The organism is Gimesia chilikensis (assembly GCF_008329715.1).
In the GTDB taxonomy this organism is placed as follows: Bacteria; Planctomycetota; Planctomycetia; order Planctomycetales; family Planctomycetaceae; genus Gimesia; species Gimesia chilikensis.
This window is the reverse complement of record NZ_VTSR01000032.1, coordinates 22,883-37,056: the sequence shown is the minus strand read 5'-3', so window position 1 is coordinate 37,056 and position 14,174 is coordinate 22,883. Positions and strand designations below refer to the sequence as shown.

Annotated in this window: 10 protein-coding genes; 5 read left to right on the top strand and 5 right to left on the bottom strand. The window is 55.5% G+C overall.

What is annotated here, in order from left to right:
- Positions 1-56 precede the first annotated feature (56 nt).
- The 3 genes from FYZ48_RS25120 to FYZ48_RS25110 all read right to left on the bottom strand — a co-directional run bounded on the left by FYZ48_RS25120 (position 57) and on the right by FYZ48_RS25110 (position 3,825).
- Entirely contained in the window at positions 57-1,076 is a 1,020-nt protein-coding gene (locus FYZ48_RS25120) for a dipeptide epimerase (protein WP_149345285.1), read from the bottom strand.
- Positions 1,073-2,170 (bottom strand): DUF1611 domain-containing protein, encoded by a 1,098-nt coding sequence (locus FYZ48_RS25115; protein WP_149345284.1) that lies wholly within the window; start codon positions 2,168-2,170, stop codon positions 1,073-1,075. The genes FYZ48_RS25120 and FYZ48_RS25115 overlap by 4 nt, the downstream gene beginning before the upstream one ends.
- 71 nt (positions 2,171-2,241) lie before the next feature.
- A complete protein-coding gene (locus FYZ48_RS25110) occupies positions 2,242-3,825 on the bottom strand; it encodes an N-acyl-D-amino-acid deacylase family protein (protein ID WP_242022766.1) in 1,584 nt (527 codons plus the stop codon).
- Positions 3,826-3,984: 159 nt separating this feature from the next.
- On the opposite strand from FYZ48_RS25110, the gene FYZ48_RS25105 reads away from it, so the two are divergent.
- Positions 3,985-5,169 carry an AraC family transcriptional regulator gene (locus FYZ48_RS25105; protein WP_149345283.1) on the top strand — a complete coding sequence of 395 codons (1,185 nt, stop codon included), beginning with the start codon at positions 3,985-3,987 and terminating at the stop codon, positions 5,167-5,169.
- Between the two features lie 6 nt (positions 5,170-5,175).
- Here the strand turns inward: FYZ48_RS25105 and FYZ48_RS25100 are convergent, their stop codons facing one another.
- Positions 5,176-5,484, bottom strand: a complete 309-nt coding sequence (locus FYZ48_RS25100) for a hypothetical protein (protein ID WP_149345282.1) — start codon at positions 5,482-5,484, stop codon at positions 5,176-5,178.
- Between the two features lie 542 nt (positions 5,485-6,026).
- On the opposite strand from FYZ48_RS25100, the gene FYZ48_RS25095 reads away from it, so the two are divergent.
- Both FYZ48_RS25095 and FYZ48_RS25090 read left to right on the top strand, forming a co-directional pair.
- Complete coding sequence (locus FYZ48_RS25095) at positions 6,027-6,587, top strand: RNA polymerase sigma factor (RefSeq protein ID WP_149345281.1); 561 nt, start codon at positions 6,027-6,029, stop codon at positions 6,585-6,587.
- 110 nt (positions 6,588-6,697) lie between these two features.
- Positions 6,698-10,822 carry a protein kinase domain-containing protein gene (locus FYZ48_RS25090; protein WP_149345280.1) on the top strand — a complete coding sequence of 1,375 codons (4,125 nt, stop codon included), beginning with the start codon at positions 6,698-6,700 and terminating at the stop codon, positions 10,820-10,822.
- 9 nt (positions 10,823-10,831) lie between these two features.
- Here FYZ48_RS25090 and FYZ48_RS25085 read toward each other — a convergent pair whose 3' ends face one another.
- Positions 10,832-11,737, bottom strand: coding sequence for a hypothetical protein (locus tag FYZ48_RS25085; RefSeq protein WP_149345279.1), 906 nt, complete (start codon positions 11,735-11,737; stop codon positions 10,832-10,834).
- 256 nt (positions 11,738-11,993) lie between these two features.
- Between FYZ48_RS25085 and FYZ48_RS25080 the strand changes: the two genes are divergently transcribed.
- Both FYZ48_RS25080 and FYZ48_RS25075 read left to right on the top strand, forming a co-directional pair.
- On the top strand, positions 11,994-13,088 hold the full coding sequence (locus tag FYZ48_RS25080; protein ID WP_149345278.1) for a DUF4339 domain-containing protein: 1,095 nt from the start codon (positions 11,994-11,996) through the stop codon (positions 13,086-13,088).
- Positions 13,078-14,142 carry a DUF1559 family PulG-like putative transporter gene (locus tag FYZ48_RS25075; RefSeq protein ID WP_149345277.1) on the top strand — a complete coding sequence of 355 codons (1,065 nt, stop codon included), beginning with the start codon at positions 13,078-13,080 and terminating at the stop codon, positions 14,140-14,142. Before FYZ48_RS25080 ends, FYZ48_RS25075 begins: the two co-directional genes overlap by 11 nt.
- Positions 14,143-14,174: the final 32 nt, after the last annotated feature.

Below are 14,174 nucleotides of genomic sequence, written 5' to 3'. Positions count from 1 at the left end.
AACCAGCCAGATAAAGAATGTCCACTGAAGACAAAGCAGGCCGTCACGTCTGTGCTTCAGATCAGCAGTTCAATCCCATTCCCGGGCACAGTACTGAATTCGACTTCCCCGTTGTGAATGCGAACTCCCCGCGCCACGTCTTCCGCCAGCAGGCAGGCCCCGTCGAAGTCAGCATAGTCGAGTAAGGGCAGCAACTGCGCTGCAGCCGAGATGCCGACCGTCGATTCAATCATGCAGCCGACCATCGTTTTCATTCCCAGTGTGCGGGCCTGCTGCAACATCCGACTCGCAGGCGTCAATCCGCCGCATTTGCACAGTTTGACATTGATCCCGTGAAACAGACCTTCACAGCGGGCTACATCCTCCTCGGTTCGACATCTCTCATCGGCAATCACGGGCAGTGCACTCTGTTCAAAGACTTCCCGCTGCGCAGCAGGAGATGCATCGGCCGGCAACGGCTGTTCGATGAATTCGACTCCCAGTTCCCGGAGCGCATGCGAATTCGTTATTGTCTGCTCCACGGTCCACGCACAGTTCGCGTCGACACGAATCGTGGCTTCCGTCACCGCCCGCAGTGCCTGCACAATCTCCAGATCGTGGGACGTGCCCAGCTTGATCTTGTAGACAGGCCAGGCGGGCTGATCGCGGTATTTACGAATCATTTCCTCAATCGAATCAATGCCCAGAGTATAACTAGACCGGGTCTCAGCAGTCGTGGGTAACCCCAGGACCTCAGTCGTGCGGATTCCCTGCGTCTTGCCGTACAGATCGTAGGCAGCCCCATCGATGGCGGAGAGCGCAAACCGGTCTGCAGGAATGACAGCCTGGCAGACTTCATACAGCTCTCGCGGATGCATCAACGGCTGCTCTGCGATCGCATCGCGGACCAGGCTGAGCGCCGCTTCCAGCGATTCGTACGTGTGACCATAATAAGTGTTGCAGGTGACTTCGCCAAATCCGCTCACACTATCCTGCGTCAGAATCACTATCAGACACTGCTGATGGTGCAGCGTGCCGCGGGCGATCGTGAAGGGATCTTTCAAAGGCAGACTGACCCGCCGCCATTCCAGTTTCACGCGAACAGCCTCCCTCGCAAATTCAACACGGCATCAACCAGGAGATCCGGTCCATCACGGTAGACATCGCAGACCGGTAAACCCAGTCGCTCCTGGACCTGCTGCTTCTCGATGACCGCCTCTGCTTCTGTGAGGTTGCGACCGTTCATGGCAACGCCGATCACTTCCGCGGGAGACCGCTCCGACGCAAGCTGCTCATAAAGTTCCCGGTAGCGTTCCAGAGACTTGAGCGGCACATGCGGCATCGCTTTCACATGGGGACGGGCCGCTTCATAACAAAGAATCAACCCCTGTGGGGCACAGCCATGTAACAGCCCCAACGTTACCGCTGAAAAGGCCGGATGTGTGATACTCCCCTGCCCTTCGATGAGGAGAATCTCATGCTGTTCATGCTGCAGTACCAGCTCTTCCACGGCTCCGTTGACAAAGTCAGAAACGACACAGTCGACGGGAACGCCGTTCCCCTTGATCATGATTCCCGTCTGTCCCGTCGCCAGGAACTTCGCATCCCGTTGACGCTGCTGCAGGCCCCGTTCGAGTTCGAGCATCGTCACCATTTTGCCCACGCTGCAATCCTGACCGACAGCGTGAATTCGCAAACAGCCGCTGCGAAACTCGGCGCAACGGGCCGTCTGGCGATGCTGGTTGCGGCGGACGTCAATCAGCCGACTGCCACTCCGCTGCGCCGCCTGACAGAAATCTTCGTTCTCAACCAGAAACTCATGCAGACCGGAAACGATATCCAGTCCGCCGTCCACACCAGCCGCGATCACCCGGCTCAGCGATTCCGGCATCTGACCACCCGGAGGAGAAATACCGATAAACAGTGCATCGGGAGAATCTACCTCCGACAGTGAACCGACGACCGGAGTGCTGCCCCCAACGCCATACAGATCCTGTGTGGTTTTTCCCTGGTGCGCCGGATCGATCACAGCCAGACAGTGTTCGCCCCGGTAGCGGAGCAGGCTGATGGCGGTCTTTGAGTTCGACAGCGGTGCATCGTCGCCAACCGCGATCGCAATCCGGCGGTATTCATTGATGATGTCCGGTCCAGGCACCGGCGTTTTTTCCACGGCAGGTACAACGGTATTCATAGCGTGATCCCTAAAAGAGGTAAGATAATAATAAAGCGTGCAGGACTTTAATGCCTGAAACGTGGTAGCACTCAGGGAGCAGACGGCTTTCGCAGCGCCCGTCCCGCGAGGGCGCCAGTCGGCGTGCCTCCATGGACGGCGGCCACACCATTCACGAAGACATAGCGCATGCCTTCCGCGTACTGATGTGGGTCTTCAAACGTCGCCGTATCGATGATGGTTTTCGGATCGAAGACAACGATATCCGCTGCCTGTCCCGGTTTGAGAAAGCCACGATCGGTCAATCCCAGGATCTCAGCCGGCAGCCCCGTGGCACTGCGAATCGCCTGATTCAATGGCAGCACCTGTTCGCGAATCGCATAGTGGCCGATCTTACGGGGAAAGGCGCCATAATTTCGAGGATGCGGACGTGTGGCATCAGGGATCATCACCCCGCCATCGGAGGCGGTCGCCACCCACGGATGCTGCATCGCCATCCGGACTTCCTCTTCATTCATGGCGAAGTTTACTATCTGGGCTCCCCCGTTACGGATGATCTCTTCGGTAATCTGCAGCGGCGTTTTCTCTTCCTGTTTCGCAATCTCGCGCAAGTGCCGCCCCACCCATTCCGGTCGCGGGCCATACTGGGCAATCACGATCTGCTTGCCGTCCTCTTTAATACTCAGACTCTGAGCGACCGCAGCCCGGATCTTCTCACCGACATCTGCCGTATCCAGCCGCTTGACCAGTTCTTCTCTCCCGCCGGACATCGACCAGGGGGGAAAGACCGTTGCAGCCAGCGAGGTACTCGCAGCGATATAGGGATATTGATCCGCGGTCACCCGCTGACCTGTTTTGCGGGCCTGTTTGATCATATCGATCGCCAGACGCAGGTTACCCCAGTTCGGCGTCCCCTTGACTTTCATATGGGAAACGTGCACCGGAACTTCTGCCTCACGGCCAATGCGAATCGCTTCCTGGTAGGAACCGAGTAGCCCGTCTTCCTCACCGCGAATGTGGCTGGCATAGATGCCTCCCGCTTTACCAATCACGCGTGCGAGGGCGATCAGTTCTTCCGTGTCCGCGTAAGTGCTGGGAGTATAAATCAGGCCGGTCGACATGCCCCAGGCCCCTTCCTGCATCGCCCGGGCAGCCCGCTGCTGCATCTCCTGCAGTTCCGCTTTGGTCGCTTTGCGATTGACCTTGCCGATCACCTGCGAGCGCAAGTCACCTTGCGGCAACAGATGCGCCACGTTGGTTCCCGCGCCCGCCAGATCGACTTTGTCATAGAATTCCTTGACTTCGATGGGCCCCATCCCGCAGTTACCGGTGACCGATGTCGTACAGCCCTGCATCAGGTAGTTCACCGCACCCCGTGCCTTGGGATTGATGATGCCCCGATCGCTGTGAGTATGCAGGTCAATGAATCCCGGACAGACAATCAGGCCGCTCGCATCAATGCGGGTCTCACTGGCTGGCCCTTTACCGGGCCCGACGGAAACGATTTTCCCGTCCCGCACTGCCACGTGTCCCTGTTTAATCACCAGACCGGTTCCGTCGTGCAGCGTGCCGTTTTCGATGACGTAGTCCACCCGCTCTGCAGCAAAGCTGAATGACGGTAACAACAGCGCCAGCAGCAACAGGCTACGCAGCACGATCTCAGGTCTCAAAGTCACGGGATTACCTCTGCAGTCATTTCGAACAATTGGTACGCTTCAGCAAACGTTGATTCATGCTCACCACTTTACCGACGCACGCTTGTCAAACAATCCGAGAATGCGCAAACTGATATCGAATTTGCGCACACCCGTTTTTTGCCTGTTTGAGCCCCATCCATGCCTCGCCGCCTCCGATCACCGGCCCTGAAGATTCCTGATAACAGGCAGATCGCGCTGTTGATCGACCCGGATGACACCTGGGGCCGCAGCGTGATTCAGGGTATCGCATCAGTGGTGCGGAACGTCTTACCCTGGAGCCTGTGGATTGCGCCCCGCGATCGACAATGGCGGTTACGCGTTCCCCGCAACTGGCAGGGAGACGGCATCATCGCCGCGATTCGTGACGAAAAAACAGCCGAGCATGTCCGCGGCCTCCAGCTCCCCACGGTGAATGTTTCCTACTGGGAACAGGACGATCCGGACTGGTACCGCGTCCGCACCGATGACGCCCGCCGGGCCGAGATGGCTTTCTCGCATTTTCGCGAACGGGGCTTCCGCCATTTCGCCTATTATGGCCCTCCCAGTCAGCGGTATTCCCCCTCGCGCGGAGAACGCTTTCTGGAGGTGGTTCAAGCTGCAGGACTGGAATGTGATATGTTCCACAGCAGGTCCGTCTCCCGCGATAAAACCTCTATCCAGGAACGCACGCTGCACTGGCTACAACAGGCACCCCGACCACTGGCGGTCATGGCGGCAGACCCGCACGCTGGTGTGTTATTAACTGAAGTCTGTAATGCTGTCGGCTTCCGGGTGCCTGAAGAAATCGCGATTCTGGTCGCGGATACGGATGAATTGCTCTGCAATATCTCCGCACCACCGCTCTCCAGTATTGTCCTCGCCAGTGAGCAGATCGGAATTAACAGCGTGGGTATTCTCGAAGCGCTGCTGGCGGGTAAGCGGGTCAAATCAAAGTCGCTGGCCCTGCCCCCGCTGCACGTGATCGAACGGCAGTCTACCGAAATGCTGGCCATCGACGATCCACTGTTTGTCGATGCCCTCCGATTCATCCGCGAACACGCACATACCGGCATTCAGGTCAGCGACGTCCTGCAGGCGGTTCCGCTTTCGCGTCGTTCCCTGGAGCAGCGTTTTCGCCAGTTGTTGAACTGCAGTCCCGCAGACGAAATCCGCCGGATAAAAATGGAGCGGGTGAAACAGTTGCTGATCTCGACCGACAAAACGGTTGCCCAGATCGCAGGTTCCTCTGGGTTCTGCAGCCCGGGACAACTCTGTTTCGTTTTCAAAAAGCAGATCGGCACAACCCCACTCGAATTTCGCAGAAGCCAGCGATCAGAGAACTGAAACGCTTCAGGGGTAGGTTTGCACCAGTTGGAAATTCTTGTCTTCGCGAATTTCGTAGAGCAGTTCTCCGCTGGCCGCGTATTGCCGACAACTGACACAATGCCCGTGGACGCATTCCATCTCTTCTACCAGGTTCCCGTCTCGGTCACGTCTCACACATGTGCCGTGGAGTTTACCGGTAGAATCATAACAGGCTTGAAACACTTCACCCGACTCGGGGTTCACCGCCGTCGTCATCGGATGACGTTCGAACGCGGGAGGCAAAGTCAACGAAATCACCGCCAGTAGCACAATACACAGGAAGTCGCACCGCATATCATTTCCTTCATAAAGCCGGCCCCTGCCATGGTCGATCGCGCTACTCCCACAACAGGCTCTATTTCTGGTACCACCTGTCACGTCATCAGGCTTAAGCAGGGTGAGAAAAGGACCCTCTGAGATTCTTAGAAAAACTTCGAATCTCAGAGGGCAGGCACCCAACGCCTTAACGAAACATCGAGACGGTATGCGGCAAGAGTTATGCTCCCGCCGATATAAGAACGGATTCAATCAATGAGTTTCTGTCTGCAATCACGAAATCAGAGAGATTGCATCGTGCAAACTCGTAATTCTCCTTGCATCAGTTATCACACATGAGTACAAAGGCTTATGAGAAATGATTTTAAAAGTACATCAGCATTACTACTGATAATGTTCTCCACTCAGACCTGCCATTGTTGATCCCTCGTAATCAGAAGTCACAACAGCTGGTGCTCATTGAATTAGGTTTCACGAGCAGGCTGATTTGTGACAAAAAAATTCGTTCTTTATCAAATTTATTCCGAAACTGTTCTCTTCAACAGATTTACATTCTCGCCATGAATCTGGAATCCATCTCGACCACACTCATTTATCATGCCTCTCAGGGAGATCCGGAATCCCGCAACAGGTTGATGAAACTCTCTGAATGGGTTCTGTTCCGCATTGCCAGCCGCGTTCTGGATAACAGACAGGATGTAGAAGATGCGGTTCAGGAGACACTGACCGTCGTCGTGAAGGTGATGGACGAACAGGACCTTCGCCTGGAACACGGTCGGCAGAGCTTCATCCGGTTGCTGAAAACCTGCCTGCGGAATGTCGCAGCGAATCAGATTCGTAAAAAACAGGTCGCCCCCATTGGTGGCTCTGATAACCTCAACCAGATTCACAACCTGATCGATGACAACATCGAAACCGTTGAGGAGAAACGGGATATCGCCGAAGGGCTGATTCAGCTGGCCGGGCTGACCGAAAATGAAAAACAGGTACTGAGCCTGTATTTTCTCGCAGGGAAGCTCCCCCGGGAAATCGCCGAGGAGACAGGCCTGACGTCAGCAAATGTCCGTCAGATCCAGTCCCGGGCACTCCGCAAAATTCGTGATTTTCTGGGGGAATCCTGAAAATCAGAACTTTACAGCTGATTTCATGTCACAACTTCCCGGTTTTTGACACAGTTACTTAAGGAAGACATTGTTGACTGTTGTTAAAACTTTACTGAGGACCCGGACTGGTGGTTAACTCCAATCCCTCCGAATGCCCCAATCTGGCGACGCTTTCAGACTATAACCTGGGCAAACTCGATTTTAACGAGATTGATTCCCTTTCCCGGCATTTCAGCAGGTGCAGTGCCTGCCGCGCGCAACTTGAACTGCTGGATGAAGAAACCGACGAACTGATCAACAGTCTCAAGGTCCCCCCGCTGTCCATTGGTCACATTTCGCTGGAACATGAAATCGGCGCAGGGGGCATGGGACGCGTTTTCAAAGGCTATGACACCCGCCTGATTCGCCCGGTCGCCGTCAAAATCATTAACTCGGAAAAGCAGAAAAACTGGAAGAACCTCTCGGAGCGATTTGAGCGTGAGGTCAAACTGCTCGCACGTGTCGAATCCCCCTACGTGGTCAAGGCGCTCTTTGCAGGTGAGGAAAACGGCTTCACCTATTTCGTACAGGAATACGTGGATGGCCAGAATCTGACGCAGCGGATGCAGGAACTCGGGTCCTCAATTCCCTCACGGGCCTGTGCCAGTCTGATCTTTCAAGTCGCTTCGGGACTGACTGCCGTTCATCAGCTGGGCATTGTCCATCGCGACATTCACCCGGGAAACATCCTGGTGAATACAAAAGGTTACGTTCAGATCGCAGATTTCGGTCTGGCCTTTCAGCCGGAAAGAAATCTGCCAGACGACGAACTGACTTCACTCAGACAGGGCTTCGGACAAATCCATTACGTTGCGCCTGAACAATGGAATTCCGCCCGCAACGCCACCGACAAATCGGACATCTACTCCCTGGGCTGCGTCTGGTTTTTTCTGCTGACAGGCCATCCCCTGAACCGGGATCCCAAAACCCTGGAGATCATCAATCAACCCAGCCAGTTTCAGCAGGTCAACCGGGTCGATCGAAAACTGCTGAAGTCGATGCTGGAACGCGATCCGCAACTCAGGCCCTCCGCCCGGGAAGTCACCGCCGCCCTGCATCATCGATTGGGCAATGTGGAGTCTCTGGAATACATACTGCATCAAAAGTCTCTCAAACGTGAGAAAGGCTGGAAATGGTATGGTGCTTTTTTCTCACTGGCCATGCTGATTCTGATAGGCTTTCTACTCCTGCTGCCTGCCCCGGCCACAGAAGAGGCCGCCCCCAATCAGACCGACAACCAGGCGCCCGCAGCACCTGTCGTGCCTGAATCTCGTCAGGCTGATTTTGTGCTCCGCTTCGACGGAGTCGATGATTTTATCGAAACTCCGTTTATCTATGACAGTGGCGAACCGATTACCTTCGAGGCCTGGCTGACTCCGGACTGTGAAGAACGCCCGCGGAATATGGAAATCGTTTCCAATGCGGAGACGGCCGGTTTTCTGTTGCGGTTGAGAGACGGAACCATGCCTGAGTTCCTGTTTCACGATGGCATTTATTACGCCCCGCATAAGTATTCGCAACAGATCGGTTGTGGCAAAAAGGTCCACCTGGCTGCCGTATATGACGGCATCAGTATCGGCATGTATGTGAATGGCAAGAAACAGGGATTGAACTACCCGGTCCGTCGCCGACATCGCCATTCTCCCATTCCCATCCATCTGGGTGCCAACCCAGACCCCGCGCTGATCGGCCGTCCCGTGGCTGAGAAAAAAGCCTGTTTCGCCGGACTGTTGCATCAGTGCCGGTTCTCCCAGGGAGCCATCTACCTGGACGATTTCTCCCCGGAAAAAGAACTGACGTCCAACGACTCAACACTTCTGCTGTATCATATGAAAGCCAATACCGGAAATATCGTTCCCGATCTAAGTGGCAATGGTCGCGATGGAAAAATCGTGGGCGCCACCTGGGAAGAATTTGATCCTGCTAAAAGTCCCGAGAAAAACAACGAATTCAAATGGCCGGTCGAAAAGCCCGACCCCGTGCTGGTCCATGATTCGCCCGAGCGAATCCGCGAACTGCAACAGGCCTGGGCCGATCATCTCCAGTTGCCTCCGCAAGTGAATATTCCTTTGGGCAACGGCGCGTCGATCGATCTTGAACTGATTCCTCCCGGCGAATTCATGATGGGCACGCTGGATGAAACGCTGAAAAACACCGCAGCTTCAACCCAACAGCAGGAACTCAAATACAAAGTCCTGACAGCAGATTTACCTCAACGCCTGGCACGCATCACCGTCCCCTTCTATATCAGCCGTACCGAAATCACCCGGAAGCAGTTCCGACAGTTTGTCGATCATGCCCGCTACCGGACCGACGCCGAACGCGACGGGCGAGGAGGCACCGACTTCAAAGCAGCCGGGTCTGATCCGCAGATCACCTGGGCCAGTGATCTCAAGGGTGCCCTGGGGGACGATCATCCGGTCGCCAACCTTAGCTGGTATGATGCACGCAACTTCTGCAGCTGGCTGTCTCGACAGAATCCCGCCTTCAACTTTGATCTCCCGGCTGAGTCACAATGGGAATACGCCTGTCGTGCGGGCACCACCACACCGTGGTTCCCGGCTGATACGGAACAGCTTTCCCTGTATGCCTGGACCGACACGACACGGCCCCAGCCCTGTGGTCAACTGCAGCCGAATGCCTTCGGACTCTACGACATGCACGGCAATGTCGCCGAGTGGTGCCGCGACTATTTCTCAAACGAAGAAAGCTTCTCGAACCCGGTCAATAATCCCTCGGGGCCACACACCGGAACCCACCGCATGCTGCGGGGCGGATCGGCAATTCAGTCTGCCGAATCCTGTCGCGCTGCTTACCGCGAAGGCCGCCTGCCGGTCACTCGTGACGCGTTAACCGGTTTCCGGATCTGTGCCACTCCCAACCTGTCTACACAGGGGCTGGAACGTCTCGACCGGTTCTCCCTGCACTTCAATGGCGTTGATGACTCGGTCGAAGCCGTCTATGACTATCGCCGTCCCACTGATCCTCTAACGATCGAATGCTGGGCCGATATCTCTGCAGAAAGTATGAACGACCAGTTCTCTTCGGCCGTCATCTTTGACCTGCATTCGCATCTCCGCGCCATGTACTGCGTACTCAGAAATCATCGCGTGCATGTCTACTACCACGAAGGTGCCTGGACCTGGCACGCTTTCTCAGCGGAGATTTCTCCCGGCCAGCACCATATCGCCGGTGTCTTTGATGGCACTTCACTCAACGTCTTTGTAGACGGACAGGTGCCGGAAAAAGTGCGGAAAGAGCAGTCCCCCCAGGAAGCGCGCTATCTCCGTTCGCTGCTACGCATCGGTACCGGCTCTGTGATTGAAGATGCACAGCACCGCGGATTCCAGGGCAATATCTCCCAGTTGCGTATCAGTGAAGAAACGATTTACGACTCCGCCTTTGAACCGCCACCGCTGCTCACCCAGCATGCATCGACCGTCACCCTGTACCGCTTTGAACAGGGCAGCGGCAACCTGCTCCACGATTTGAGCGGCATGCATAATCACGGCAGCATCATGGGGGCCGACTGGTCAACCGCGCCTGAAGTGGACCCGCAGCTGACCGAACGTGGCATCCAGTTCGATGGCACCGGCTGGCTCGAATCGAAGCTTCCCGATCAGTTTGACGGCGCATTGACCATCGAAGCCTGGCTCTCTCCGGAACCCAGCAGGAAACTGACACATCAGAGTGTCTTTCAATGGGGCTCACTCAGTCTGAAATACCATGTGAACCAGGGAGAATACTGGACCTGGTCGCTGCTGGATCCGCGGTCTCAGGAAATTCCGGTCTCGTCGACCTCCAGTCGCGATGTTGCCACCAGTCGCCCCGTGCATGTGGCCTGTCAGTGGGACGGTTCGAACTGGCGACTCTTCATCAATGGTCTCCCCTGTAATACACAGAAAATGCGGAGCATCAAATATCCACGGGTCAGGAACATCGTGAAAGACTGTTTGTTGAAACCACTATGGATCGGCGGCACACCAGCTGGAGAAACCGGCACTTCCCGTGGCTTCGAAGGCCGCCTGCATGCTCTGCGCGTTTCCAAGACGGAACGCTACAGCAATCCCTTCACACCAGCCGACCAGTTACCCCTCGACGAGCAGACACTTCTCCTGTATCGCTTCGATCAGGAAACGGGAAAAACCATCCCCGATGCCAGCCCGCACCACGCGGATGGCAAATTGAACGGCGCCACTCGGATTAAGAACTAGGTAGACCGACTACCCGCGCTGGGCCTGGAAGCGTCGTAAGAAATCCTCATAACCTTCCGGTCCCAGATGCCTCTTCAAATTGATCGGATTCCAGTCCAGTTCCATCCGCGTTGTGCTCTGATGCTCGTTGGGAATATACTCCGCACCGCAGACTTCACAACGATATGTGTCTTTCGGATACGCGGTCTGCCAGCGTTTCACAGGCGTACTGGCCCGACAGCGCGGGCAATGTGGAAACACAGTATGGAAGCCGAAATCTACGTGTCCCCGCGGCATCAAAATCACGTGTAATGGAATCTCGCTCGCGAGTGACCGGTTCAGCGCTTCCAGAAAATGCGCATGTCCCTGCAATACTTGAGAATCGTCAATACTTGAAGCTGTACTCAGAATTTTACGAAGCAGTTCCATCTGATGCGGTTTCATCGGAGACTCAATCCAGAATGAGTACCACAGCGGATCAGTCTCCTGAAAAGCAGCCTTGAGACTTGTTTCTATCTGATGTTCTTGAACGATCTTCCTTAATAACGCTTCCAGCTCTCGAGAATCAGGATCGACGTCGAATGTCCCATGACAGCCCGCGACCTTTGTCTCCTGACCTGCTGACGCATTCGCTACACATGCTTCACAGGTAGACTGCACTTTCGTAAGGTCCCCGTAATCACCTGCCAGATCCTTCACCAGGAAACCACCTGAAGGAGTCTGGCGTTTAATGCCCGGACCATCCCGGTTGAATTCCAGATCCCAGGAGGTGACGCAGATCCCATCCAGGATCCTTTGCTCGCGCAGCGCCCGGTCCAATGTTTCAAGATGAAACAACTGCGTCGATGTCTCCTGGGGAAGATACCAGTTCTCTCCCTTTCGAAAGGGACACGTCTGCTCCAAAGACCATTTCACAACCTGTCGCGTATCTGCCATGAATCTCTCTCCTTTAACATGTGATCAGGCACTGGTTATCAAAATACTGATACTCTCTGCACCGACTCAAGCCTGCTTTCATTTCCAGCCCTGAAACACGCCGGTTTCAATATTTAAGATTATTTAATTTTTCTGCCTAAATTTGATTAACTATTGCGCACTTCTCAATGTACACTGGCCATGTGTTACAGCGCGATCATCTACAGTATTCCCTGCTTAAACAGATCTGAGTGACTCAGACTGTGTTTGATGACATATGACAATTGAATGGTTTTGCAAACGGGACGCGGAAGAACAGGGCCCCTACACGTTTCGGGAACTGGTCGACATGATCCGCGAGGAAAAACTCACTCCGGACACCGAGGTCCGTCCGCATTATCTGGACGACTGGCAGCGGGCAGACTCTGTCGTGGGCCTGTACTACATGGCTCGCAAAGATCCGGAACCCGATCCGGTCGCCACTGAAACAGACTCTGAAGTCTCCGCTGAACTTGCCGACGCCGAGGATCTGGATACATTTCTGGCGGGTCCGGATGAAACCGAAGCCGATCCCCAGGCGGACCAGCCTGGCTGGTTGCGACGGCTGCTCTCGTTAAGAAACAGTAAGATTCCCCCGGTCCCCGTCAATACGGATTACGCAGGCAGTCGGTCCACAGCTGAGACAGCGAGCGTTGACAGCGACGCCGAAACAGATCAGATCGATTCGACGGATTCCCCCCTCGACGAAACCGACGAAGAAGCAGACACCGGCGCCTACTCGGACGAAACCTGGTCGACAACGGTCCGGGCTGCGGTCGAACGGGTCGATGCCCGTGCGCCAAAGCAGCAGGAAGAAGAGGCGCCCCGACAGATCGTCCCGGCGGTCTCTCTCTCATTCCTTTCCAGCCCCAGATTCAAGCTGGCCCTGTTTGTCGTCGCAGTCATCCTCTGTCTGAGTGCGGGAACCGCAGGCATGGTCAGCTGGCTCGGTAAGGGACAATTCTACTTCCCCTTTGTCGGCCCGGTCTCTCCCCTGCTGTTTGCAGCTTATACTGCAGGCGGATTACTGATGATCGCCGTACTTTCGCCGTTGCTGCTGATTATCTCGACGTCCTTCCTCAGGTGGGCCTTCAAAGTCGGCACTGCTCTGGCCGCGTCCGGCATCGTCGCCTATTACCTGCTCAACTGGAACAAGCAGCAGAGCCTGGTTTTCCCCTCTCAAAAAGATGCAGAAGCCAAACTAATCTTTCCCCTGATCGGAGAGTGCTCTGCCTTCTCTTACTGGATGTATTTTGCGGACGCCGTCATTATTGTCGCCGTCCTGACTTACATCGCTGCCTGGCTGCTGGAGTCGCGTGCTGATGAACTATAAACGAATGCAATCAAAGTCGGTCGTCCCCACGAATGCCGGATATACAATCGTCGAACTGCTGGTCGCCACCGCGGTCATCAGTCTGCTGATCGGACTGACCCTGCCGGCAATCCAGACAGCCCGGAACTCGGCCCGGCAGGCACAATGCCTCAACCGCATGCGAAACCTGGGTATCGCCCTGCTGCAGAATACCGATACGGCCCAGCGGTTCCCCGCCTGTGGCTACTTCGGGGATGGCACTCCCGCCACCTTCGGACAGTATCGCAGCTGGATTGTCGATATCCTCCCCTACCTGGACCAGGGAAACATCTATAACCAGTGGGACTTCGATCTGTCCTGCAAAGATCCAGTCAACATTCCCCTGGCGGGACAACACATTGCCGTCCTGACCTGCCCCTCCGATCACAGCGTGATCCCGGGGAAAGGAAATCTCTCCTACGTCCTGAACGGTGGCATTGGTTTTACGGCTCAGATCGGCAGCGTGCATAACTGTCCTGTCGATGCCCGTGGCAGACGACTCGATCTGAACGGTAACGGCATCATCTGCCATTCTTCGACCAAAGATGACGGAGCCCCTTCCGACCGTGACCTGTTCTTTTACATGGGTCTGTTTTACAACGAAACCTGGAAAGGAGAGGTCCGCGCCGATCGTCATTACACCATGGCGGGCATCACCGACGGTGCTTCGAATACGCTGATGATCTCCGAAAATATTCGGACCGGCTACGATCCCAAAGCCTGGACGGCCAACTGGTCCTCACCCAGTCCGTTCCTGACCAGCTTCTACATCGGCGATCCCTGTGTCAATGGTCGCTGCACTGAAGGCAATGTGGATTACAACCTCGCGAACTCCGGCTCCGCCGCCATCAATGCCGGGCTTGAACAGCCCGAAGGCAGAGCCCCCTTTCCCAATTCGCTGCACACCGGCGGCGTGAATGCGGGCTACTGCGACGGACATTTTTCCTTCCTGTCTGAAAAAATTGACGGCAAAGTCTATGCGGCACTGGCCAGCCCCCAGGGACAGTCCTTAGCGGGTACTCTGCTCGAGCAGTAACAACCAGAGGATGCTTCCCGTCATGATCAGCT

Excerpts from the sequence above, each read along its gene's own strand:
- FYZ48_RS25115 (WP_149345284.1), bottom strand. The coding sequence starts at position 2,170 with ATGAATACCGTTGTACCTGCCGTGGAAAAAACGCCGGTGCCTGGACCG.
- FYZ48_RS25105 (WP_149345283.1), top strand. The coding sequence starts at position 3,985 with ATGCCTCGCCGCCTCCGATCACCGGCCCTGAAGATTCCTGATAACAGG.
- FYZ48_RS25100 (WP_149345282.1), bottom strand. The coding sequence starts at position 5,484 with ATGCGGTGCGACTTCCTGTGTATTGTGCTACTGGCGGTGATTTCGTTG.
- FYZ48_RS25095 (WP_149345281.1), top strand. The coding sequence starts at position 6,027 with ATGAATCTGGAATCCATCTCGACCACACTCATTTATCATGCCTCTCAG.
- FYZ48_RS25085 (WP_149345279.1), bottom strand. The coding sequence starts at position 11,737 with ATGGCAGATACGCGACAGGTTGTGAAATGGTCTTTGGAGCAGACGTGT.
- FYZ48_RS25080 (WP_149345278.1), top strand. The coding sequence starts at position 11,994 with ATGACAATTGAATGGTTTTGCAAACGGGACGCGGAAGAACAGGGCCCC.
- FYZ48_RS25075 (WP_149345277.1), top strand. The coding sequence starts at position 13,078 with ATGAACTATAAACGAATGCAATCAAAGTCGGTCGTCCCCACGAATGCC.